This window comes from Serratia sp. EWG9 (genome assembly GCF_019913725.1).
GTDB lineage: Bacteria > Pseudomonadota > Gammaproteobacteria > Enterobacterales > Enterobacteriaceae > Serratia > Serratia ureilytica.
Genome location: NZ_JADNRO010000004.1, coordinates 394,704 through 414,198, shown reverse-complemented (window position 1 = coordinate 414,198; position 19,495 = coordinate 394,704). Strand labels below are relative to the sequence as shown.

The 19,495-nt window shown below is 61.5% G+C and carries 17 protein-coding genes and 1 pseudogene; 10 read left to right on the top strand and 8 right to left on the bottom strand.

Annotation, left to right across the window (positions count from 1 at the left end):
- Window positions 1–48 precede the first annotated feature (48 nt).
- Together mrcB and hrpB are read right to left on the bottom strand one after the other, a co-directional pair.
- Window positions 49–2,541, bottom strand: coding sequence for a bifunctional glycosyl transferase/transpeptidase (gene mrcB / locus ITX55_RS12595; protein WP_033644705.1), 2,493 nt, complete (start codon window positions 2,539–2,541; stop codon window positions 49–51).
- Window positions 2,542–2,659: 118 nt separating this feature from the next.
- The gene (hrpB, locus tag ITX55_RS12590; RefSeq protein ID WP_223085098.1) at window positions 2,660–5,098 is read right to left on the bottom strand and encodes an ATP-dependent helicase HrpB; all 2,439 of its coding nucleotides are present in this window, start codon (window positions 5,096–5,098) and stop codon (window positions 2,660–2,662) included.
- 190 nt (window positions 5,099–5,288) lie between these two features.
- On the opposite strand from hrpB, the gene thpR reads away from it, so the two are divergent.
- From thpR to folK, 6 genes are all read left to right on the top strand, one after another.
- A complete protein-coding gene (gene thpR / locus ITX55_RS12585) occupies window positions 5,289–5,831 on the top strand; it encodes an RNA 2',3'-cyclic phosphodiesterase (RefSeq protein ID WP_042785353.1) in 543 nt (180 codons plus the stop codon).
- Window positions 5,828–6,535 (top strand): DNA/RNA nuclease SfsA, encoded by a 708-nt coding sequence (gene sfsA / locus ITX55_RS12580; RefSeq protein ID WP_004937572.1) that lies wholly within the window; start codon window positions 5,828–5,830, stop codon window positions 6,533–6,535. Before thpR ends, sfsA begins: the two co-directional genes overlap by 4 nt.
- A gap of 183 nt (window positions 6,536–6,718) precedes the next feature.
- Window positions 6,719–7,174, top strand: coding sequence for an RNA polymerase-binding protein DksA (gene dksA / locus ITX55_RS12575; RefSeq protein WP_004937569.1), 456 nt, complete (start codon window positions 6,719–6,721; stop codon window positions 7,172–7,174).
- A 195-nt stretch (window positions 7,175–7,369) separates the two neighbouring features.
- Complete coding sequence (gluQRS, locus tag ITX55_RS12570; protein WP_033644703.1) at window positions 7,370–8,281, top strand: tRNA glutamyl-Q(34) synthetase GluQRS; 912 nt, start codon at window positions 7,370–7,372, stop codon at window positions 8,279–8,281.
- 61 nt (window positions 8,282–8,342) lie between these two features.
- Window positions 8,343–9,890 carry a polynucleotide adenylyltransferase PcnB gene (gene pcnB / locus ITX55_RS12565; RefSeq protein WP_071883579.1) on the top strand — a complete coding sequence of 516 codons (1,548 nt, stop codon included), beginning with the start codon at window positions 8,343–8,345 and terminating at the stop codon, window positions 9,888–9,890.
- Window positions 9,890–10,390, top strand: a complete 501-nt coding sequence (gene folK / locus ITX55_RS12560) for a 2-amino-4-hydroxy-6-hydroxymethyldihydropteridine diphosphokinase (RefSeq protein ID WP_060660258.1) — start codon at window positions 9,890–9,892, stop codon at window positions 10,388–10,390. Before pcnB ends, folK begins: the two co-directional genes overlap by 1 nt.
- A gap of 5 nt (window positions 10,391–10,395) precedes the next feature.
- Here folK and qseC read toward each other — a convergent pair whose 3' ends face one another.
- Window positions 10,396–11,754, bottom strand: coding sequence for a quorum sensing histidine kinase QseC (gene qseC / locus ITX55_RS12555; protein WP_042785354.1), 1,359 nt, complete (start codon window positions 11,752–11,754; stop codon window positions 10,396–10,398).
- Window positions 11,751–12,413, bottom strand: coding sequence for a quorum sensing response regulator transcription factor QseB (gene qseB / locus ITX55_RS12550; RefSeq protein ID WP_033651337.1), 663 nt, complete (start codon window positions 12,411–12,413; stop codon window positions 11,751–11,753). Before qseB ends, qseC begins: the two co-directional genes overlap by 4 nt.
- A gap of 166 nt (window positions 12,414–12,579) precedes the next feature.
- On the opposite strand from qseB, the gene panB reads away from it, so the two are divergent.
- The 3 genes from panB (at window position 12,580) to panD (ending at window position 14,778) form a co-directional block, all read left to right on the top strand.
- Window positions 12,580–13,374: a 3-methyl-2-oxobutanoate hydroxymethyltransferase gene (gene panB / locus ITX55_RS12545; protein ID WP_042785355.1), complete on the top strand. Its 795-nt coding sequence runs from the start codon at window positions 12,580–12,582 to the stop codon at window positions 13,372–13,374.
- Between the two features lie 23 nt (window positions 13,375–13,397).
- The gene (panC, locus tag ITX55_RS12540) at window positions 13,398–14,252 is read left to right on the top strand and encodes a pantoate--beta-alanine ligase (protein WP_033651336.1); all 855 of its coding nucleotides are present in this window, start codon (window positions 13,398–13,400) and stop codon (window positions 14,250–14,252) included.
- A 145-nt stretch (window positions 14,253–14,397) separates the two neighbouring features.
- Window positions 14,398–14,778, top strand: coding sequence for an aspartate 1-decarboxylase (gene panD / locus ITX55_RS12535; RefSeq protein ID WP_004937544.1), 381 nt, complete (start codon window positions 14,398–14,400; stop codon window positions 14,776–14,778).
- 36 nt (window positions 14,779–14,814) lie between these two features.
- Here the strand turns inward: panD and ITX55_RS12530 are convergent, their stop codons facing one another.
- The 3 genes from ITX55_RS12530 to ITX55_RS12520 form a co-directional block, all read right to left on the bottom strand.
- The gene (locus ITX55_RS12530; protein WP_033644697.1) at window positions 14,815–16,092 is read right to left on the bottom strand and encodes a polysaccharide deacetylase family protein; all 1,278 of its coding nucleotides are present in this window, start codon (window positions 16,090–16,092) and stop codon (window positions 14,815–14,817) included.
- Between the two features lie 177 nt (window positions 16,093–16,269).
- A complete protein-coding gene (locus tag ITX55_RS12525) occupies window positions 16,270–17,040 on the bottom strand; it encodes an ABC transporter permease (protein WP_033644696.1) in 771 nt (256 codons plus the stop codon).
- On the bottom strand, window positions 17,037–17,960 hold the full coding sequence (locus ITX55_RS12520) for an ABC transporter ATP-binding protein (RefSeq protein ID WP_033644695.1): 924 nt from the start codon (window positions 17,958–17,960) through the stop codon (window positions 17,037–17,039). Before ITX55_RS12520 ends, ITX55_RS12525 begins: the two co-directional genes overlap by 4 nt.
- Before the next feature lie 211 nt (window positions 17,961–18,171).
- Between ITX55_RS12520 and can the strand changes: the two genes are divergently transcribed.
- Complete coding sequence (gene can / locus ITX55_RS12515) at window positions 18,172–18,828, top strand: carbonate dehydratase (protein WP_015379031.1); 657 nt, start codon at window positions 18,172–18,174, stop codon at window positions 18,826–18,828.
- 37 nt (window positions 18,829–18,865) lie between these two features.
- On the opposite strand, the pseudogene hpt reads toward can, so the two are convergent.
- A pseudogene (gene hpt, locus ITX55_RS12510) lies at window positions 18,866–19,401 on the bottom strand (hypoxanthine phosphoribosyltransferase).
- Window positions 19,402–19,495: the final 94 nt, after the last annotated feature.

Below are 19,495 nucleotides of genomic sequence, written 5' to 3'. Positions count from 1 at the left end.
TTAATAACAAAGCAAAAATTTTCGCCGGGGCCGACGCCCCGGCAGCGATTACTGACCGAACATATCCTTGATCCAGCCGGCGACGCCATCGCCATCTTTTTGCTCACCCGCCGCCGGTTGCTGCTGTTGCTGCACCGCCGCCTGGCTGGCCTGACACAGTCCCTGCGGATTGTCGGTCCAGACCGGGATGGTGCGCCAGCTGCCGCCGCCGCAGATAAAGTTGCCGGCGGAGTCGATGCTCATCTGGTTAATGCCTTCCGGCGGCTGCAGCATCAGCGGCAGCGGCGTCTGATTTTCCAGATAGCGGCGATACAGGGTCAACGCGCCGTTGGCGCCGGTCAGCTTGGCCGGGCCGTTGTTATCGCGCCCGACCCAGGCGATCGCCACTTCCTTGCCGTCGATGCCGGCGAACCAGCTGTCGCGCAGATCGTTGGTGGTACCGGTTTTCGCCGCCAGGTTGTAGTTCGGGAACTTCACCGACAGCGAGCGGGAGGTCCCGCGCGCCACGCCCTGCTGCATCGCGTACAGCGTCAGGTAAGCGGCCTGCGCCGGCACCATGCGCTCCGCCTGCGGGAAGCTCTGGTACAGCACCGTGCCGTCTTCGGCGATCACCGAACGCACCGCCGACAGCGGCGCACGGTTACCGCCGCTGGCGATGGTCTGGTATTCCTGCGCCACTTCCATCGGCGTCAGGCCGATCGCCCCCAGCAGCATCGAAGGCACCGGATTGATCTCCGCTTTCGGGATCCCCAGGCGTTGCAGCGTGGCGCTGATCTGATCCAGCCCGACCGACAGGCCGAGGTTCACCGTCGGCACGTTCAGCGAGTTGGCCAACGCATCCACCAGCATCACCTGACCGCGGAATTTGCGATCGTAGTTGTTCGGCTGCCAGACGGCGCCGTTCGGCTGTTTCAGCGACAGCGGCGCATCCGCCAGCCAGGTGTTGAGGCGGTATTTGTCCGGCTCGGACAGCGCGGTCAGGTACGTTGGCGGTTTGGCCAGCGAGCCGACCAGGCGTCGCGCCTGCATGGCGCGGTTGAAACCGGCGAACTGCGGGTTGGCGCCGCCGACCATGGCGCGTACTTCACCGCTGAAGCGATCGACGATCACCATCGCCGCTTCCAGATCCTGCAGGTGACGCGCAGCGCGCAGCGCCGGGATGCCGTCTTCGACCGCTTTTTCCGCCGCGTCTTGCGACACCGGATCCAGCGTGGTGAAGATCTTCACGCCGGACAGGTCATTCACCTTATCGCCCAGCTTGGTCTGCAGTTCCTGACGCACCATCTGCATAAACGCCGGCTGCGGCGTAATGACGCCGCCTTTCGGCTGCACGCCCAGCGGACGCGCGCTCAGCATGTCATACAGCTCGCCGTCGATCACGCCCTGGTTCTGCAGCAGTTTGAGCACCAAATTGCGGCGTTCCAGCGCCAGTTTCGGGTTACGCCACGGGTTGTACAGCGACGCGCCCTTGACCATGCCGACCAGCAACGCCTGTTGATCGAGGCTCAGCTCATCCACCGGGCGGCCGAAGTAATACAGGCTGGCCAGCGGGAAGCCGCGGATCTGGTCGCTGCCGCTCTGGCCGAGGTATACCTCGTTCAGATACAGCTCCAGGATGCGGTCTTTGCTGTAACGGTAATCCACCAACAGCGCCATATAGGCTTCGTTGGCCTTACGCCACAGCGAACGTTCGTTGGTCAGGAACAGGTTCTTCACCAACTGCTGCGTCAGGGTGCTGCCGCCCTGCACCGCGCGGCCGGCGGTCAGGTTGGCCAGCACCGCGCGGCCGATGGAGTACGGGCTGATGCCGTCATGCTCATAGAAGTGGCGGTCTTCCGTGGCGATCAACGTATCCACCAACAGATCCGGGAAACCGGAGCGCGGCACGAACAGCCGCTGTTCGCCGTTCGGCGACTGCAGCATGGTGATCAGACGCGGGTCGAGGCGGAAGAAGCCGAAGCTGCGGCCGCTGTCCAGGTTTTCGATCTTCGCCAGGCGGTTATTCTGGAAATCGAGGCGGGCGCGGATCTGCCCTTCTTTACCATCCGGGAAATCGAACGGGCGGCGCAGCATCTCGATGCTGTTGGCCTGCACGGTAAACTCGCCCGGACGCGTCATGCGGCTGACCTGGCGGTACTGCATGCCTTCCAGCAGGTTAACCATCTCCTTCTTGCTGTACGGCATGCCCGGTTCCAGGTTGACCATGCGGCCGTACACCGCCGCCGGCAGCTGCCAGACTTTGCCGTCGATGCGGCTGCGGATCTGCGAGTCCAGGTAGACGCCATAGATCGCCAACAGGACGGCGAGCACCAGGATCAGTTTGATAAACAGGCCGAGCCAGCGGCGTTTTTTACGCGGCGGAGTCGCTTTCACCTTACGCGGCATGCGTTCCTCCTCCTCTTCATACTCGTCATCGTCATACTCGTCTTCTTCGTAATCGTCATAATCGTCGTCTCGGCGACGGCGCGGCGGCTTGCGCGACGCGGTGCTTTTTGGTTGTTTTCCTTTGCGCCCGATGGGCTCGCGGTCATCCCCAGCCATGGCTGTTGTTCTCCGAGCTTGCCGACACTGCCGGCCATAATGAGTCGCTTAATCTGTGCCGACGCCGTGGCGCTGAACAGAAGAAACATCTGAATTCCAAACCTTAAACGCTCGCGGCCTACTGATATTTCTTCGTTCGGCGCGTCGGGGCCGCCGTGGCCGGATCGTCCGGCCATACGTGTTTCGGGTAGCGGCCCTTCATCTCTTTTTGCACCTCGCGGTAGGCGCCTTGCCAGAAGGCCGCCAGATCGCCGGTGATTTGCAACGGCCGGTGCGCCGGTGAGAGTAACTCAAGCACTACCGGGATGCGACCCTCAGCCAACATCGGGCTGCGCTGCTCGCCGAACATTTCCTGCAAACGCACCGCCAGCGCCGGCGGTTTGCCGGCCTCATAACGGATCGGCAGGCGGCTGCCGGTCGGCACAGTGTAATGAGTGGGTAATGCATTATCCAGCCGCTGTTTTTGCTGCCAGTCCAACAGCCGGGACAACGCCTCGGCGAGGTTGACCTGCTTCAATCCGCGCAGATCGCGCACGCCGTTCAGCGACGGCAGCAGCCACTGCTCCAGCGCCGCCAGCAGCGGTTCTTCGTCCATCGCCGGCCACTCCGCCTCCGGCAGCCAGGCTTGCGCGCACTGCAGGCGCACCCGCAGTTGTTCAGCTGCGCCCTCCCAGTTGAGCACCGCCAGCCCCTGCGCGCGCACCCAGTCGAGCAGCGCCTGCTGCAGCTCTTCGTCCGCCGGCTTGGCCAGCGGCTGCGCGCGCAGCGTCAGACGGCCGATCTGCTGGCGTTTCCAGGCGCGCAGCGTCCCCTTCTCTTCATCCCACTCCACCGCCGTGCGTTGCATGACCATCGCCGGCAGCTGCGCCGCCAACGCCTCGATATCGACCGGCAACGCCAACAAAATACGCGCATCCGGGCTGTTGTGGCCCTGCAACAGGTTGGGGACAATCAACCAGGGCGCGCGCGACAGCGCCTCGTCCTGGTTCATCGCCGCGCCCAGGCCGTTGGCCAGCAGGTAGCGGCCATCCTGACCGCGACGCTGGGCGATGCGATCGGTAAATGCCAGCGCCAACAGCCGCGGCGCCAAATCGGCGTCAACTTGCCCCGCACGTTGCGGCAGACGTTTGGCCAACTGCGCGGCGCGCTGCCGCCAGTTCGGCTGCGGGCGGCTCAGCCAATAACCGATATCCATCTGTCCGCCGCGCGGCGGTTCTTCCAGCAATGCCGCCAGCAACGCGGCCGTCGCCAGGCCGTCGGCGCTCAGCGCCGCGCCGGCGACCAGCATCGCCGCCAGCCGCGGTTCACATCCCAGAGCGGCCATTTGGCGCCCCGGCGCGGTGAGTTTGTCGCCGTCATCCGTGGCCCCCAGCCGGTGCAGCAACGCCCTGGCCGCCGCCAATGCCGCTGCCGGAGGCGCGTCAAGCCAGATCAGCTGCGCCGGATCATGGCACCCCCACTGCAGCAGCTCGAGCCAGAAGCCGGTGAGATCGCTCTGTAAAATTTCCGGCTCAGCATGTTCCACAGCGCGCTCCGCCTGCTCTTTGGCGAACAGATGCCAGCAAATGCCCGTTTCCAGACGCCCGGCACGCCCGGCGCGCTGCACCATCGAGGCCTGACTGATGCGCTGCGTCGCCAGCCTCGTCAAACCGTTGCGCACGTCGTAACGCGCCACGCGCTCCAGGCCGCTGTCCACCACCAGCCGAATGCCCTCGATCGTCAGGCTGGTCTCGGCGATGTTGGTCGCCAACACCACTTTGCGGCGGCCCGGCGCCGCCGGCTGAATCGCTTTTTGCTGTTGCGCCAGAGGCAAAGCGCCATACAGCGGGCAAAGATCGGTATCACTCGCCACTTCGCCGGTCAAACGCTCCAACACCCGGTTGATCTCCGCTACGCCCGGCAGGAACAGCAGCAAAGACCCCGGCTGTTCGGCCAGCATGCGCTTCACCGCCGCCGCTACGCCATCCTCCAGCCGCTGATGGCTGGCCAACGGCTGATACAGGCGTTCAACCGGGAAACTGCGCCCCTCGGACACTACCACCGGCGCCTGCGGCAGCAGCTGCGTCATACGGGCGTTATCCAGCGTGGCCGACATGATCAGCAGTTTCAGATCGTCGCGCAGCCCTTGCTGCACGTCGAGCAGCAGCGCCAGCGCCAAATCGGCCTGCAGACTGCGTTCGTGAAATTCATCGAGGATCACCAGCGACACGCCCTGCAGCTCGGCATCCTGCTGCAGCATGCGGGTGAGAATGCCTTCCGTCACCACTTCCAGCCGGGTCTGCGGCCCGCTTTTGCTTTCGGCGCGCATGCGATAGCCCACGGTCTGGCCGGGCTCCTCCCCCAGTTGCTGTGCCAGGCGGTAAGCGACGTTTTTCGCCGCCAGCCGCCGCGGCTCCAGCATGATAATGCGCCCCGGCAACCCGGCCTTCGCCAGGAGCTGCAGCGGCAGCCAGGTGGATTTACCGGCGCCGGTCGGGGCGTGCAACAGCACCTGCGGGGCAGACTGCAGCGCAGCCAGCAACTCATCGAGCACTGCGCTGACGGGCAATGAAGACACTGAATTCTCCGTAGTGGTTAGCGTTAAACGGCGTACAGTGTAGCATTAGCTTTATACCCGTAACCTTTCAAACTGTTGCGGCGTTAGCTATAGTACGGAGCTCATTCGTGCGCCGCGCCCCTCGCGGGGCCGCTGCCAGTAACGTTTACCGCTGTTCCCGACCGTATTGTCATGCATTTGCCGAGCCTTTATGTCCAATTCGCGCCGCCTGTTTTTCGCCCTGTCCTTGCCTGACGCCCTGCAACAGCAGGTGGTCCGCTGGCGCGCCGAGGCGTTTGCACCGGAGGCCGGTCGGCCGGTGGCGGCGGCCAATTTACACCTGACGCTGGCGTTTCTCGGTGAAGTCAGCGCACAGAAAGAACTGGCGCTGCGTAAGTTGGCCGGCCGCATCGCTCAACCCGGCTTCAGCATGCGGCTCGACGATCTCGGCCATTGGCCGCGCCCCGGCGTGGTCTGGCTCGGCACCCGCCGCGCGCCGCGCGGGTTGCTGCAGCTGGCCGAGCTGCTGCGTTCGCAGGCCGCACGCAGCGGCTGCCATCAAAGCGCGCTGCCGTTCCATCCGCACATCACGCTGCTGCGCGCCGCCACCCAGCCGGTGGCGATCCCGCCGGCGACGCCGGGCTGGGCGTTCAGCGCCGACGCCTTTTCCTTGTATGAATCGGTGTTCGAAAACGGCCGCACCCGTTACCAACACCTTGAACAGTGGCCGCTGGCCAAGCAGGCATCCCCATGATTTTTTCTCCACCGCTGCGCTCCGCCACGCTGATCAAACGTTACAAACGCTTTCTGGCTGACGTGATCACCCCGGAAGGGGAAACCTTTACGCTGCACTGCGCCAATACCGGCGCCATGACCGGCTGCGCCACGCCCGGCGACACCGTGTGGTACTCCACCTCGGACAACCCCAAACGCAAATACGCCCACAGTTGGGAGCTGACCCATACCCAACAGGGGCACTGGATCTGCGTCAACACCCTGCGCGCCAACGCGCTGGTGCGCGAGGCGATCGAACACAATTTAATCAATGAATTATCCGGTTACAGTAAAATTAGCGGCGAAGTGAAATACGGCGGTGAAAACAGCCGTATCGATTTGTTATTACAGGCAGAAAATCGGGTTAACTGCTATATTGAAGTTAAGTCAGTCACATTACTGCAACAACAACGTGGTTACTTTCCTGATGCGGTAACGCTCAGAGGGCAAAAGCACCTGCGTGAGTTGCTCAGCGTGGTTGAAAGCGGGCAACGGGCGGTATTGTTCTTTGCCGTGTTACACAGCGGTATTGAGCAGGTCGCACCGGCACATCATATAGATGAGCGCTATGCGGCGCTGTTGGCACAGGTCCGGCAGTTGGGAGTGGAAGTGGTTTGCTATGGGGCAAAATTATCACCTGACGGTATTTATCTCTGCGATAAGCTGCCGTTTTTTATCGATTAGCGCAGCCGGGTCCCTATAAATAGACAACCGGCCAGCACGATCGCCAAATACGCCTTCCTTCACACGATTGTCAAGCGGGCGACAGGAATAATTGCCAACCTACCTTCCTTCTGTTATTTATAGCGGCCTGTTTTTCCCCCGCATTGGGGATTCGATAGTGCGTGTGTATGTAGGAGAAGCAACATGCAAGAAGGGCAAAACCGTAAAACCTCGTCCTTGAGCATTCTCGCCATCGCTGGGGTGGAGCCGTACCAAGAGAAGCCGGGCGAAGAGTACATGAACGACGCCCAGTTGTCGCATTTCAAGCGCATTCTTGAAGCGTGGCGCAACCAGCTCAGGGACGAAGTGGACCGTACTGTATCGCATATGCAAGAAGAGGCAGCCAACTTCCCTGATCCGGCCGACCGCGCTACTCAGGAAGAAGAGTTCAGCCTTGAACTGCGTAACCGTGACCGTGAACGCAAACTGATCAAAAAGATCGAGAAAACGCTGAAGAAAGTGGAAGACGATGATTTCGGCTACTGCGAATCTTGTGGCGTGGAGATCGGTATTCGTCGCCTCGAAGCGCGTCCGACCGCCGATCTGTGCATCGACTGCAAGACGCTGGCTGAGATCCGCGAAAAGCAGATGGCCGGCTAATACCGCTACTCTACATGATTGGAGCTGCATCAAGGCGGCAAGAATGCGCATCCCGATGAGCTTACTCAAGTAAGTGATTCGGGTAAGCAGGCGCAGCTAACACAGATGCAGTTTCAAGCATAACGAGTATGTTACCGCTGCGGCGTGCGCATCCGCGTGCGCCGCACAGAGAAAAGGGAACCCCTCCCCTCTGATATGCAAGAAAGTCATTATGTGGGGCGCTTTGCCCCATCGCCTTCCGGGGATCTGCATTTCGGCTCGCTGATTGCCGCTCTGGGAAGCTACCTTCAGGCTCGCGCCCAACGCGGGCAGTGGCTGGTTCGCATCGAAGATATCGACCCGCCGCGCGAAGTCCCCGGCGCCGCCGCTCGCATCCTGTCCGCGCTGGAACATTATGGTCTCCACTGGGACGGCCAGGTCATCTATCAATCCCAACGTCACGACGCCTATCGCGCCGCGCTGGATCTGTTGCAGCGCCAGGGGCTCAGCTATTACTGCACCTGCACCCGCAGCCGCATCCAGCAAATCGGCGGATTGTACGACGGCCACTGCCGCGATTTGCAGCTCGGCCCGCAGGGCGCCGCCATCCGCTTGCGTCAGACCGCCCCCGTTTACCGGTTCCACGATCGCCTGCAGGGAGAATTGCACGCCGATCCGGCGCTGGCGGGTGAAGACTTTATCATTCGCCGCCGCGACGGGCTGTTCGCTTACAACCTGGCGGTGGTGATCGACGACCATTTTCAGGGCGTGACCGAGATTGTCCGCGGCGCCGATCTGATCGAACCGACGGTGCGCCAAATTGCCCTTTACCGCCAGCTGCAGGCGCCGGTGCCCGCCTATGTGCATCTGCCGCTGGCGCTGGGCGCCAACGGCATCAAACTGTCGAAGCAAAACCATGCGCCGGCGTTGCCCGCCGGCGATCCGCGGCCGGTGCTGATCGCCGCGCTGAAATTTCTGCGCCAACCGCTGCCGGAAAGCTGGCAAGATCTTGACCTGCCATTATTATTGAGCTGGGCGATCGAACACTGGCGGTTGGAAAACGTGCCGCGTCAGGAGGCTATCCCTCTGGATGAAAACACGCCGGCATTCTCAAAGGAGCCATGGTGAGCTATGATTAGCCGCTATTTTTTGTTAGCTCCATTTTTATCAGTCACTATCGAGGTGTACCATTTTTACCCGAGTAGCCAACTTCTGTCGTAAGGTACTGACCCGCGATGACAAGCTGCCCCGCGACGACGCGGCGGCCGGCGATAAAAACGTAGTCCGCGAAGAGCGTGCCGCGGCGCCAAGCCGCCCTGCGCCGCAGCCGCGCGCCGCCGATAACGGCAGCAACGCCCCTGCCCGCCGCTCAACGCCGCGCAAGCGTCCGCCTTTCCCCCTCGCCGAGAGCAACGACTCGATGACCGTGATCCCGCGCGAACAGCACTCGATTTCGCGCAAAGACATCAGCGAGAATGCGCTGAAAGTGCTTTATCGCCTGAACAAGTCAGGCTACGAGGCTTATCTGGTCGGCGGCGGGGTGCGCGATCTGTTGCTCGGCAAAAAGCCGAAAGACTTCGACATCACCACCAACGCCACGCCGGAGCAAGTGCGCAAGCTGTTCCGCAACTGCCGCCTGGTCGGCCGCCGCTTCCGTCTGGCGCACGTGATGTTCGGGCCGGAGATCATCGAAGTGGCCACCTTCCGCGGTCACCACGAACAGAATCAGGAATCCGACAAGAATTCCTCCCAGCAGGCGCAAAACGGCATGCTGCTGCGCGACAACATCTTCGGTTCGATCGAGGAAGACGCCCAGCGCCGTGATTTCACCATCAACAGCCTGTACTACGGCGTGGCGGATTTCACCCTGCGCGATTACGTCGGCGGCCTGAACGATCTGAAACAAGGCGTCATCCGCCTGATCGGCGATCCGGAAACCCGTTACCGCGAAGATCCGGTGCGCATGCTGCGCGCGGTGCGCTTCGCCGCCAAGCTGGATATGCGCATCAGTGAAGAGACCGCCGAGCCGATCCCGCGTCTGGCTTCGCTGCTGCATGAGATCCCACCGGCGCGTCTGTTCGAAGAATCCCTCAAGCTGCTGCAGGCGGGTTACGGTTTCCAGACCTATCTGAAGCTGTGCGAATATCAGCTATTCCAACCGCTGTTCCCGCTGATCGCCCGCAACTTCACGCCGAACCACGATACGCCGATGGAGCGCATTCTGGTGCAGGTGCTGAAGAACACCGATCATCGCCTGCAGAACGACATGCGCGTCAACCCGGCCTTCCTGTTTGCCGCCATGCTGTGGTACCCGCTGCTGGAGCACGCGCAGAAACTGGCGCAGGAAAGTGGTCTGGCGTACTACGACGCCTTCGCGCTGGCGATGAACGATGTGCTCGACGAGCAGTGCCGCTCGCTGGCGATCCCGAAACGCATTACCACGCTGGTGCGCGATATCTGGCAGCTGCAGCTGCGCCTGTCTCGTCGTCAGGGCAAACGCGCGCACAAACTGATGGAACATCCGAAATTCCGTGCCGCCTATGATTTGCTGGCGCTGCGTGCGGAAGTGGAAGACAATCAGGAGATGCTGCGTCTGGCCGAGTGGTGGGGTGAGTTCCAGGACGCCACGCCGGCGCGGCAGAAAGCCATGTTGAGCACCCTGGGTGACGATCCGGCGCCGCGTCGCGCGCGTCAACGCCGTCCTCGTCGCCGGGCACCGCGTAAAGAAGGGGCATAATGATCCGCGTTTATATCGCGCTGGGCAGCAACCTGGCGCAGCCGCTGCAACAGGTTAACGCCGCGCTGGAGGCGCTGGAGCATCTCCCGCGCACCCGGCTGGTCACCTGTTCTTCGTTTTACCGCACCAAGCCGCTGGGGCCGCAAAACCAGCCGGACTTTCTCAACGCGGTGGTGGCGCTGGATACCCTGTTGCCGCCCGAACAGCTGCTCGACCATACCCAGGCGATAGAACGCAATCAGGGGCGCGTGCGCAAGGATGAACGTTGGGGGCCGCGCACGCTCGATTTAGACATCATGCTGTACGGTGACAAGGTGATCCATACCGATCGCCTGACCGTACCGCATTACGGCCTGAAAGAGCGCGAATTCATGCTCTACCCGCTGGCGGAAATCGCCCCCGATCTGATTTTCCCCGATGGCGAACCGCTCGCCAGCTGCCTCAAGCGCGTGCCGGAAAACGGCATGGCGCTGTGGCACTCGTCAAAACCGAAATCCTGACCCGCCTACAGCGCCAGCCGCGCGACGAACCCGCCTGTCGGGCGATTGGCGAAACTGACCTGTAAACCATGCAAGCCGGCGATACGCTGCACGATCGATAACCCCAGCCCGCTGCCGGTTTGCTCCTGTCCCGGCGGGCGATAGAAGCGTTCCCCCAACCGCGCCAGATGCTCTGTCGTCACCCCCGGCCCCTCATCCTCTACCGTCAGCGAGCGCTCGCTCAACGTCACGGTGACCGCGCCGCCCTGCGGGGTGTAACGCACCGCGTTGTCCAGCAAGTTGCGCAATAACAGTGACAGCAGCAAGGTCTGCCCCTGACGCACCGGCGGCGTTCCCTGCTGTTCATAACGCAGCGTCACGCCCGCCGCATGAGCCAGCCGATCCTGTTCCGCCAGGGTCATCATCACCAGTTCGTTCCAGTCAATGGGCGCCAGCTCGGCCAGATCCGACAGCGAATCCAGCCGCGACAGCGTCAACAGCTGATCCACCAGCCGGGTGGCGCGATCGATGCCGACCGTCAGATTGTCCAGCGCGTGCTCGCGCATCGGCGCATCGTCCCCCGCCAACTGCACCACTTCGGTCTGCACCCGCAATGCCGCCAGCGGGCTGCGCAATTCGTGCGCGGCATCGGAGGTGAAACGCCGCTCCCGCACCAGCAGCGCATTGATGCGGGCGAACAGCGCGTTGAGCGCATCCACCAGCGGGCGCACCTCGGTTGGCACCTGGCGCGCATCCAGCGGCGTGGCGTCATCGGGCGCGCGCCGGCGCAAACCGGCGGCTACCGCACGCAGTGGCCGCAGCTCGCGCCCAACCATCAGCGCGATCAGCAGCATCAGCACCGGCAGCGTCGCCAGCCAGGGCACCAGCTGGCCAGTCACCATGCCCAGCGCCATATCGCGCCGGTAATCCCACTCCTGGCCGACCACGATGCGGTAGCGCCCGTCGGGGCTGGTCAACCATACCAGGCGCCAACTGTCGTCATCGCCTTTGCGTTCGCCGTCGGTAAAACCTTCACGCTCCCCGTCAAACAGGAAGTCGGCACCGTTCTCGCCGTCGTTGAGCAGCATCTTGCCTTGGCGATCGAAGATGGCGAACGCCAGCGCGTCATCATCTTGCTCACCCCGTTTGCCATGATGCACCAGCTTCTTGGTTTTCGGCAGGCTGCGCGCGCTTTCATCGGCCAGCAGATCGCCGAGGTTAGCGGTCGCCAGCCGCTTGGCGAACAGCATCTGCTGGGTGTCGAACACTTCGTTGATGGTATTGCGCGACATCACCCAGGCCACCACGCTGGCAGTGCACCAGGTCAGCAGCGCCAGCAGGCTGAAAATCAGGATCAGACGCAGCCGCAGGCTGAGGCGCTTCACGGAGCATCCCCCAGCGTATAGCCCACGCCGTGGATGGTGCGGATGAAGCCGTTGCCCAGCTTGCGCCGCAGGTGGTGAATATGCACCTCCACCGCGTTGCTGCTCACCTCGTCGTCCCAGTTGTACAGCTTCTCCTGGATCAACGGCCGCGCCAACACGCGCCCTTTGTTGTGCAGAAACAGCTCCAGCACCGCCAATTCGCGCGGCGTCAGCGTCACCGGTTCGCCGTTGCAGCTCACGCTGCGGGTGGCGCTGTCGAACACCACGTTGCCGTGCGTCAGCTGTGGCATCAGTTGGCCGTGACGACGGCGGATCAGCGCCTGCAGGCGCGCCGCCACTTCGGCCAGCGCGAACGGTTTGCACAGATAGTCGTCGGCGCCGCTTTGCAACCCGCTGACCCGTTGCTCCAACGCATCGCGGGCGGTAAGGATCAGCACCGGCACATCCTGCCCGGCCTGGCGCCACTGGCGCAGGAGATCCAGTCCATCGAGGCCCGGCAGGCTGAGATCGAGGATCACCGCGTCATACGGCGCGCTGCCCAGGGCGTTTTTACCAACCGCGCCGTCGGTGAACCAGTCCAGATTGAAGCCGAGTTTGGTCAGCCCGGCCTTGATGCCGTCCCCGATCAGTTTGTCATCTTCGATCAGCAGAATTCGCATGAGTATCCCTTTTGAGTCATGACGCCATTGCACCACAAGGTTCTTAAGAACCGCTTAAGCATGGCGATCCGCGCTACCCACCCCGATAGGGTTACAGTAGAATGGCTGCACTTTTTTGCAGCCTGGGCCTGCGTAAGCCGCACGGCCCGTTTCAGGAGACGTTGTGATGAAACCCACCACCGTGACCCATTTGCGCCAGTGGAAACAGGAGCAACGCAAGTTTGCTACCCTTACCGCCTACGATGCCAGCTTTGCCAAGCTGTTTGAAGAGCAAGGCATTAAAGTCCTGTTGGTGGGCGATTCGCTGGGCATGACGCTGCAGGGCCACGACTCCACGCTGCCGGTCACCGTCGCCGACGTCGCCTACCACACGCGCGCCGTGCGCCGCGGCGCGCCGGCCTGCCTGTTGCTGGCCGATTTGCCGTTCATGAGTTACGCCACCCCGGAACAGACCTTCGCCAACGCCGCCGAGCTGATGCGCGCCGGCGCCAACATGGTGAAACTGGAAGGCGGCAGCTGGCTGTGCGACACGGTGAAAATGCTCGCCGAACGCGCGGTGCCGGTATGCGGCCACCTGGGGCTGACGCCGCAGTCGGTCAACGTGTTCGGCGGTTATAAGGTGCAAGGGCGCGACGAACTGGCCGCCAAACAGCTGCTGCAGGACGCGCGGAATCTGGAGCTGGCCGGCATTCAGCTGCTGGTGCTGGAGTGCGTGCCGACCGAGCTGGCACGCCAGATCACCGAAGCGCTCTCCATTCCGGTCATCGGCATCGGCGCCGGCAACGGCACCGACGGCCAAATCCTGGTGATGCACGACGCCTTCGGCATCACCGGCGGCCACACGCCAAAATTCGCCAAGAACTTCCTGGCGCAAAGCGGCGATATCCGCACGGCGGTGCAACACTACATTCAGGAAGTGGAGCAAGGCCTCTATCCGGCGGCTGAACACTCTTTTAACTAAGCGATGGTTCCAGGAGTCACCCAATGATTATTATCGAAACCCTGCCGCTGCTGCGTCAGCAGATCCGCCGCTGGCGCCAGGAAGGCAAGCGCATCGCACTGGTGCCGACCATGGGCAACCTGCACGACGGCCATATGACGCTGGTCGATGAAGCGCGCGCCCGCGCCGACGTGGTGGTGGTGAGCGTCTTCGTCAACCCGATGCAGTTCGATCGCCCGGACGATCTGGCGCGCTACCCGCGCACGCTGCAGGAAGACAGCGAGAAGCTGACCCGCCGCGGCGTCGATCTGGTGTTCGCGCCGGCCCCGGCCGCGGTCTATCCGCACGGGCTGGAGCAGCAAACCTATGTCGACGTGCCGGGCATCTCCACCATTCTGGAAGGCGCAAGCCGGCCGGGCCACTTCCGCGGCGTTTCCACCATCGTCAGCAAGCTGTTCAACCTGGTGCAGCCTGATTTGGCCTGTTTCGGCGAGAAGGACTACCAGCAATTGGCGCTGATCCGCAAAATGGTGGCGGACATGGGTTACGACATCGACATCGTCGGCGTGCCGACCGTGCGCGCCAAAGACGGCCTGGCCCTCAGTTCACGCAACGGTTACCTGACCGCCGAAGAGCGCAAGGTTGCGCCGCAGCTGAGCAAAATCATGAACGCGCTGGCGCAGCAGCTGGCCAATGGCGAGCGCCATGTCGAAACGCTGTTGGAACAGACCGCCGAGCAACTGCGCGCCGCCGGCTTTACGCCGGATGAGCTGTTTATTCGCGATGCCGACAGCCTGCAGCCGCTGACGGTGGACAGCCAACGGGCGGTGGTGCTGATGGCCGCCTGGCTGGGCAAAGCGCGGCTTATCGACAACCAGCAGGTTGACCTGACGCTGTAAGTCATTTTTTATACTGTCGTCATCCTGCCGCCCTGACCATAGGTAGACAATGGCGGAACGATCGGTGACGATAGAGATTGCAGGGATGCAGGAGAGATGTTCAACCCCAACGCCTGTGAAGGCCGATATTCAGTTAGGTAAAGCTATGATACGTACTATGCTGCAAGGCAAGCTGCATCGCGTCAAAGTCACTCAGGCTGACTTGCACTATGAAGGATCCTGCGCCATCGATCAGGACTTCCTGGAAGCGGCCGGCATTCTGGAATATGAAGCGATCGATATCTACAACGTGGATAACGGCCAGCGCTTCTCCACCTACGCCATCGCCGCCGAGCGCGGTTCGCGCATTATTTCGGTCAACGGCGCCGCCGCGCGCTGCGCCTGCGTGGGCGACAAACTGATCATCTGCTCCTATGTGCAAATGACCGACGCCGACGCCCGCCAACATCACCCGAAGGTCGCCTATTTCGAGGGTGACAACAACCTGCAGCGCAAGGCGAAAGCCGTGCCGGTTCAGGTCGCCTGACGGTAAAACGGGCGCCTCGCGCGCCCGTTCTTTTCCTTACTGCACCACCGTGCCCGGCTTGTTGGCTATCCGATCCGCCATGGTCTGGATCGAGTCGGTGCGCAGAATATACAGCCGCTTCAACGTATAGGGATTATCCCCCGGCTTCACCTTGCCCTGCACCGTGGTCACCGCCAGATGGAAACCGGCGTCCTGTGCCGCCTGGATAGCCCGCTGGTTATAGCCGCCGAACGGGTAGGACAGATACAGCACGTGCGGGTTGAACTGCGACAGCGCGCGGCGCGAGCGCTCAAAATCGAACTCGATATTATGCAGCGAACGGCTCAGCAAAATCGGCTGGCGATTGCCGTCGGTGCGGTGCAGGAAGTGGGTGTGCGACTGCACGTCGAACACGTCCTGAATCTGCTTCAGCTCCGAGACGCTCATAAACTGCAGCGAGTCCGGGTTCCATTTCTGCGGATGGCGCTTGATGCGCGAAGAGATGATGAACGCCGTCGCGCGGAAACCGTAATCCTTCAGCACCGGGTAAGCGTAGCGATAAACCGACTTCAGCCCGTCGTCGAAGGTCAGCACGATCGCCTTGCCCGGCAGGTTGATCTGGTTCTTCAGGTAGGCTTCCAGCTGATACAGCGAAATGGTGTCGTAACCCGCCTGCTTCAGGTAGGTCATCTGGTTGCTGAACGCCACGTCTGAGGTGGTGGTCGAGGTGTGGCGGAAGCGTTTATTCTCTTCGTTTTTCAGCAGGTGGTGGTAAGTCAGCACCGGGATGCCGTTATCGATCTCACAGTCCAGCTCATTGACGAACCCCAGCCGATCGCCGATGTTGACCTCGTACCAGGTATTGTTCAGCCGATCCTTCAGCTTGCCGATGATCGGATAACGCAGATTGCCTTCCAGCGTGCCGAAGACCTCGCTGTCCTTGTCCGCCGCGGTGTATACGTCGATCGCCTTTTGGGTGATCAGATTCTGGTTGGTCAGCGGCTTGTTCAGCTCGCCCAGATCGTCTTGCACCTTGCGCGACTTCTTCAGCTCGCGCACGTCGTCTTTATCGATAAAGCCGGTGCCGTGCCCGAATTTGAATTCGTAGTATTCCGCATCCGCCGGGAACACCTGGATCAGTTGCCCGCGCTTCACTTCCCCTACCGGGATCACATGCTCGCCCACCAGCGAATAGACTTCGCTGTCGCGCTGCGCTTCCATGTATTCAGATTTAACCGCGCCGTCTTCCGACAGCAGATTCGCCAGGCTCACAGGGGAAACCAACGACATCAGAATGCCGAGTAACCCAGTCGCCAACTTGTATTGAGGCCGCATGATGATGTTCTGCTTACGAGTGCGTAATGACAAAAATGAAGGAAATGTGGAGCGCCAGCATAGCACGATTTGAACAGCGGGGAACTAGCGGTTATTTGAGCGATTCTATTGATTTACGCGCCGCCTGCGCCAAATCGGGAAAAGCGCCCCCGCCGGGAAAACGAGGGCGCATCAGGATCAGCTGCGCAGGCCGCGGCCGCGTTCGATCAGGTACCAGGACAGCAGGTAGAACACCGTGATAAACGCCACCAGCACCGCCATGGTGAACGCCAGCGGCACGTCGTTGATGCCGAGGAAACCGTAGCGGAAACCGCTGATCATATAGACGATCGGATTCAGCTTGGACACCGCCTGCCAGAATGGCGGCAGCAGCGACAGCGAGTAGAACACCCCGCCCAGGTAAGTGAGCGGCGTCAGCACGAAGGTCGGGATCAGGCTGATGTCGTCGAAAGTGGTGGCGAACACCGCGTTGATCAGCCCCGCCAGCGAGAACAGGATCGCCGTCAGCAACAGCGTCAGCGCAATCACCCACCAGGCGTGCACCTGCAGCGGCACGAAGAACAGCGAGATGATGGTCACCAGCACGCCGACGCAGATACCGCGCGCTACGCCGCCGCCGACATAGCCGGCGATCACCACATGGGTCGGCACCGGCGCCACCAGCAGTTCCTCAATATTGCGCTGGAATTTGGCGCTGAAGAACGACGACGCGACGTTGGCGTAGGAGTTGGTGATCACCGCCATCATGATAAGGCCGGGCACGATGAACTGCATGTAGCTGAAGCCGTGCATATCGCCGATGCGCGACCCGATCAGGTTGCCGAAGATGATGAAGTACAGCGTCATGGTGATCACCGGCGGCACCAGGGTCTGGATCCAGATGCGCGCGAAGCGGTTCACCTCTTTGGCCCAGATGCTCTGTAAGGCCACCCAATACAAACGCGTCATGCTTTCTCTCCATTACCGTTAACCAGGGTGACAAACAGCTCTTCCAGGCGGTTCGCCTTGTTGCGCATGCTCAGCACCTGCACGCCCTGTGCGCTCAGCTGGGCGAACAGGCCGTTCAGCCCCTGTTCACGCATCACCTCCACTTCCAGCGTCGAGGTATCCGTCAGGCGGCTGCGGTAACCGTCCAGCTTCGGCAGCGGGCTTTTCGCCGCCAGATCGAGGATAAAGGTTTCCGACTTGAGCTTGGCCAGCAGCCCCTTCATCGAGGTGTTTTCCACCAGCTCCCCGTTCTGGATGATGCCGATGTTGCGGCACAGCATCTCCGCCTCTTCCAAATAGTGGGTGGTGAGGATGATGGTGGTGCCCTGGGCGTTCAGCTCTTTCAGAAAGCCCCACATCGAGCGGCGCAGCTCGATATCCACCCCGGCGGTCGGTTCATCGAGGATCAACAGCTTTGGTTGGTGCATCAACGCGCGGGCGATCATCAGACGGCGCTTCATGCCGCCGGACAGCATGCGAGCACGCTCGTTGCGCTTGCCCCACAGGTCCAGCTGATTGAGGTACTTTTCGGCGCGCGCCATCGCTTCACGCCGCGTGACGCCATAGTAACCCGCCTGGTTCACCACGATCTGCAATACGGTCTCAAACGGGTTGAAGTTGAACTCCTGCGGCACCAGGCCAAGCTGGCGCTTGGCGTTGACGATGTCTTTATCGATGTCGTAACCGAACACCCGCACGCTGCCGGCGGTTTTATTCACCAGCGAGCTGATGATGCCGATGGTGGTGGACTTTCCGGCGCCGTTTGGCCCCAGCAGGGCATAAAAATCCCCCGCCTCGACGCTCAGGTCGATGCCGCGCAGCGCCTTGACGCCACCGGCGTAAGTCTTGGTCAGCTGCGCTAATTCCAGTGCATAATTCATATGTAAAATAGTACCTTATAACGATGAGTATGCCGCCGCGCCCCCTGTTTGCGAGGCTTGAAACAATAACAATAATCCTAGCATCGACGGCGTTTTCACTGAGTCGAATCCGTGCGGTAAATGAGGTTGCACCACTGTTCCGATTTCCAAATTGTGACGCTTACCCTATATTACCCCAACGCAATCTGTTCGTTACGGGTCAATCACCTCCATGAAAGAAATCGAAGAGCTTATCGCCAACAACCAGGCCTGGTCGGCCAATATCAGTCAGGAAGACCCGGATTTTTTTGAACGTTTAGCCCAGGCGCAAAAGCCCCGCTTCTTATGGATTGGTTGCTCTGACAGCCGCGTTCCCGCAGAACGCCTGACCGGCCTCGAGCCGGGTGAACTGTTCGTCCATCGCAACGTGGCGAACCTCGTTATCCACACCGATCTTAACTGCCTGTCGGTGGTGCAGTATGCGGTAGATGTGCTGGAGGTCGAACACATCATCATCTGCGGCCACCTGGGCTGCGGCGGCGTGCAGGCCGCGGTGGAAAACCCGGAGCTGGGGCTGATCGACAACTGGCTGCTGCACATTCGCGATCTGTGGTACAAGCACAGTTCGCTGCTGGGCGAGCTGCCGCCGGAACAGCGTTTCGACATGCTGTGCGAGATCAACGTCATTGAGCAGGTATACAACCTGGGCCACTCCACCATCATGCAATCGGCCTGGAAACGCGGCCAGAAGGTGATGATCCACGGCTGGGTGTACGGCATTCAGGACGGCCGTCTGCGCGATATGGAAGTGCTGGCGACCAGCCGCGAGAGCCTGGAGATGGGCTACCGCAAAGCGATAGCCAAACTGAAGCAGGATAAAGGCGTATAATCCCGCCGCGGGCGCGGCAGGCCGCGCCCCACATCAATTACTCGTCCAGCAGCACCACTTTGCCGACGTACGGCAGGTGACGGTAGCGCTGGGCGTAGTCGATGCCATACCCCACCACGAACTCATCCGGGATCGAGAAGCCGACATATTCGACCGGCACCTGCACTTCACGGCGCTCAGGCTTGTCCAGCAAGGTGCAAATCGCCAGCGATTTCGGCCCACGCAGCGCCAAAATCTCGCGCACTTTGTTCAGCGTGTTGCCGGAATCATGATGTCTTCCACGATCAGCACGTCTTTGCCGCGAATGTCTTCGTCCAGATCCTTGAGGATCTTCACGTCGCGAGTGGTGGACATGCCGCTGCCGTAGCTGGAAGCCGTCATGAAGTCGACTTCATGCGGCACGTCAATCGCGCGGCACAGATCGGCCATGAACATGAAGGAGCCGCGCAGCAGCCCGACCAGCACCATGTCACTGCCGCTGTCGCGGTAATGTTCGGTGATCTGGCTGCCAAGTTCGGCGATACGGGTCTTAACTTCCTGCTCGGAAATCATTACGTCTACAGTGTGTTTCATAGTATTCAGGTCAGTTGCCGGAAGAAAGGCGCAGAGTTTAGCATAGCCTTTCGCCGGTGGCGACGCGAGCGCACCGCCACCTGAGCGATAGGCC

Excerpts from the sequence above, each read along its gene's own strand:
- mrcB (WP_033644705.1), bottom strand. The coding sequence starts at position 2,541 with ATGGCTGGGGATGACCGCGAGCCCATCGGGCGCAAAGGAAAACAACCA.
- thpR (WP_042785353.1), top strand. The coding sequence starts at position 5,289 with ATGTCCAATTCGCGCCGCCTGTTTTTCGCCCTGTCCTTGCCTGACGCC.
- sfsA (WP_004937572.1), top strand. The coding sequence starts at position 5,828 with ATGATTTTTTCTCCACCGCTGCGCTCCGCCACGCTGATCAAACGTTAC.
- dksA (WP_004937569.1), top strand. The coding sequence starts at position 6,719 with ATGCAAGAAGGGCAAAACCGTAAAACCTCGTCCTTGAGCATTCTCGCC.
- gluQRS (WP_033644703.1), top strand. The coding sequence starts at position 7,370 with ATGCAAGAAAGTCATTATGTGGGGCGCTTTGCCCCATCGCCTTCCGGG.
- folK (WP_060660258.1), top strand. The coding sequence starts at position 9,890 with ATGATCCGCGTTTATATCGCGCTGGGCAGCAACCTGGCGCAGCCGCTG.
- qseB (WP_033651337.1), bottom strand. The coding sequence starts at position 12,413 with ATGCGAATTCTGCTGATCGAAGATGACAAACTGATCGGGGACGGCATC.
- panB (WP_042785355.1), top strand. The coding sequence starts at position 12,580 with ATGAAACCCACCACCGTGACCCATTTGCGCCAGTGGAAACAGGAGCAA.
- panC (WP_033651336.1), top strand. The coding sequence starts at position 13,398 with ATGATTATTATCGAAACCCTGCCGCTGCTGCGTCAGCAGATCCGCCGC.
- panD (WP_004937544.1), top strand. The coding sequence starts at position 14,398 with ATGATACGTACTATGCTGCAAGGCAAGCTGCATCGCGTCAAAGTCACT.
- ITX55_RS12530 (WP_033644697.1), bottom strand. The coding sequence starts at position 16,092 with ATGCGGCCTCAATACAAGTTGGCGACTGGGTTACTCGGCATTCTGATG.
- ITX55_RS12525 (WP_033644696.1), bottom strand. The coding sequence starts at position 17,040 with ATGACGCGTTTGTATTGGGTGGCCTTACAGAGCATCTGGGCCAAAGAG.
- ITX55_RS12520 (WP_033644695.1), bottom strand. The coding sequence starts at position 17,960 with ATGAATTATGCACTGGAATTAGCGCAGCTGACCAAGACTTACGCCGGT.
- can (WP_015379031.1), top strand. The coding sequence starts at position 18,172 with ATGAAAGAAATCGAAGAGCTTATCGCCAACAACCAGGCCTGGTCGGCC.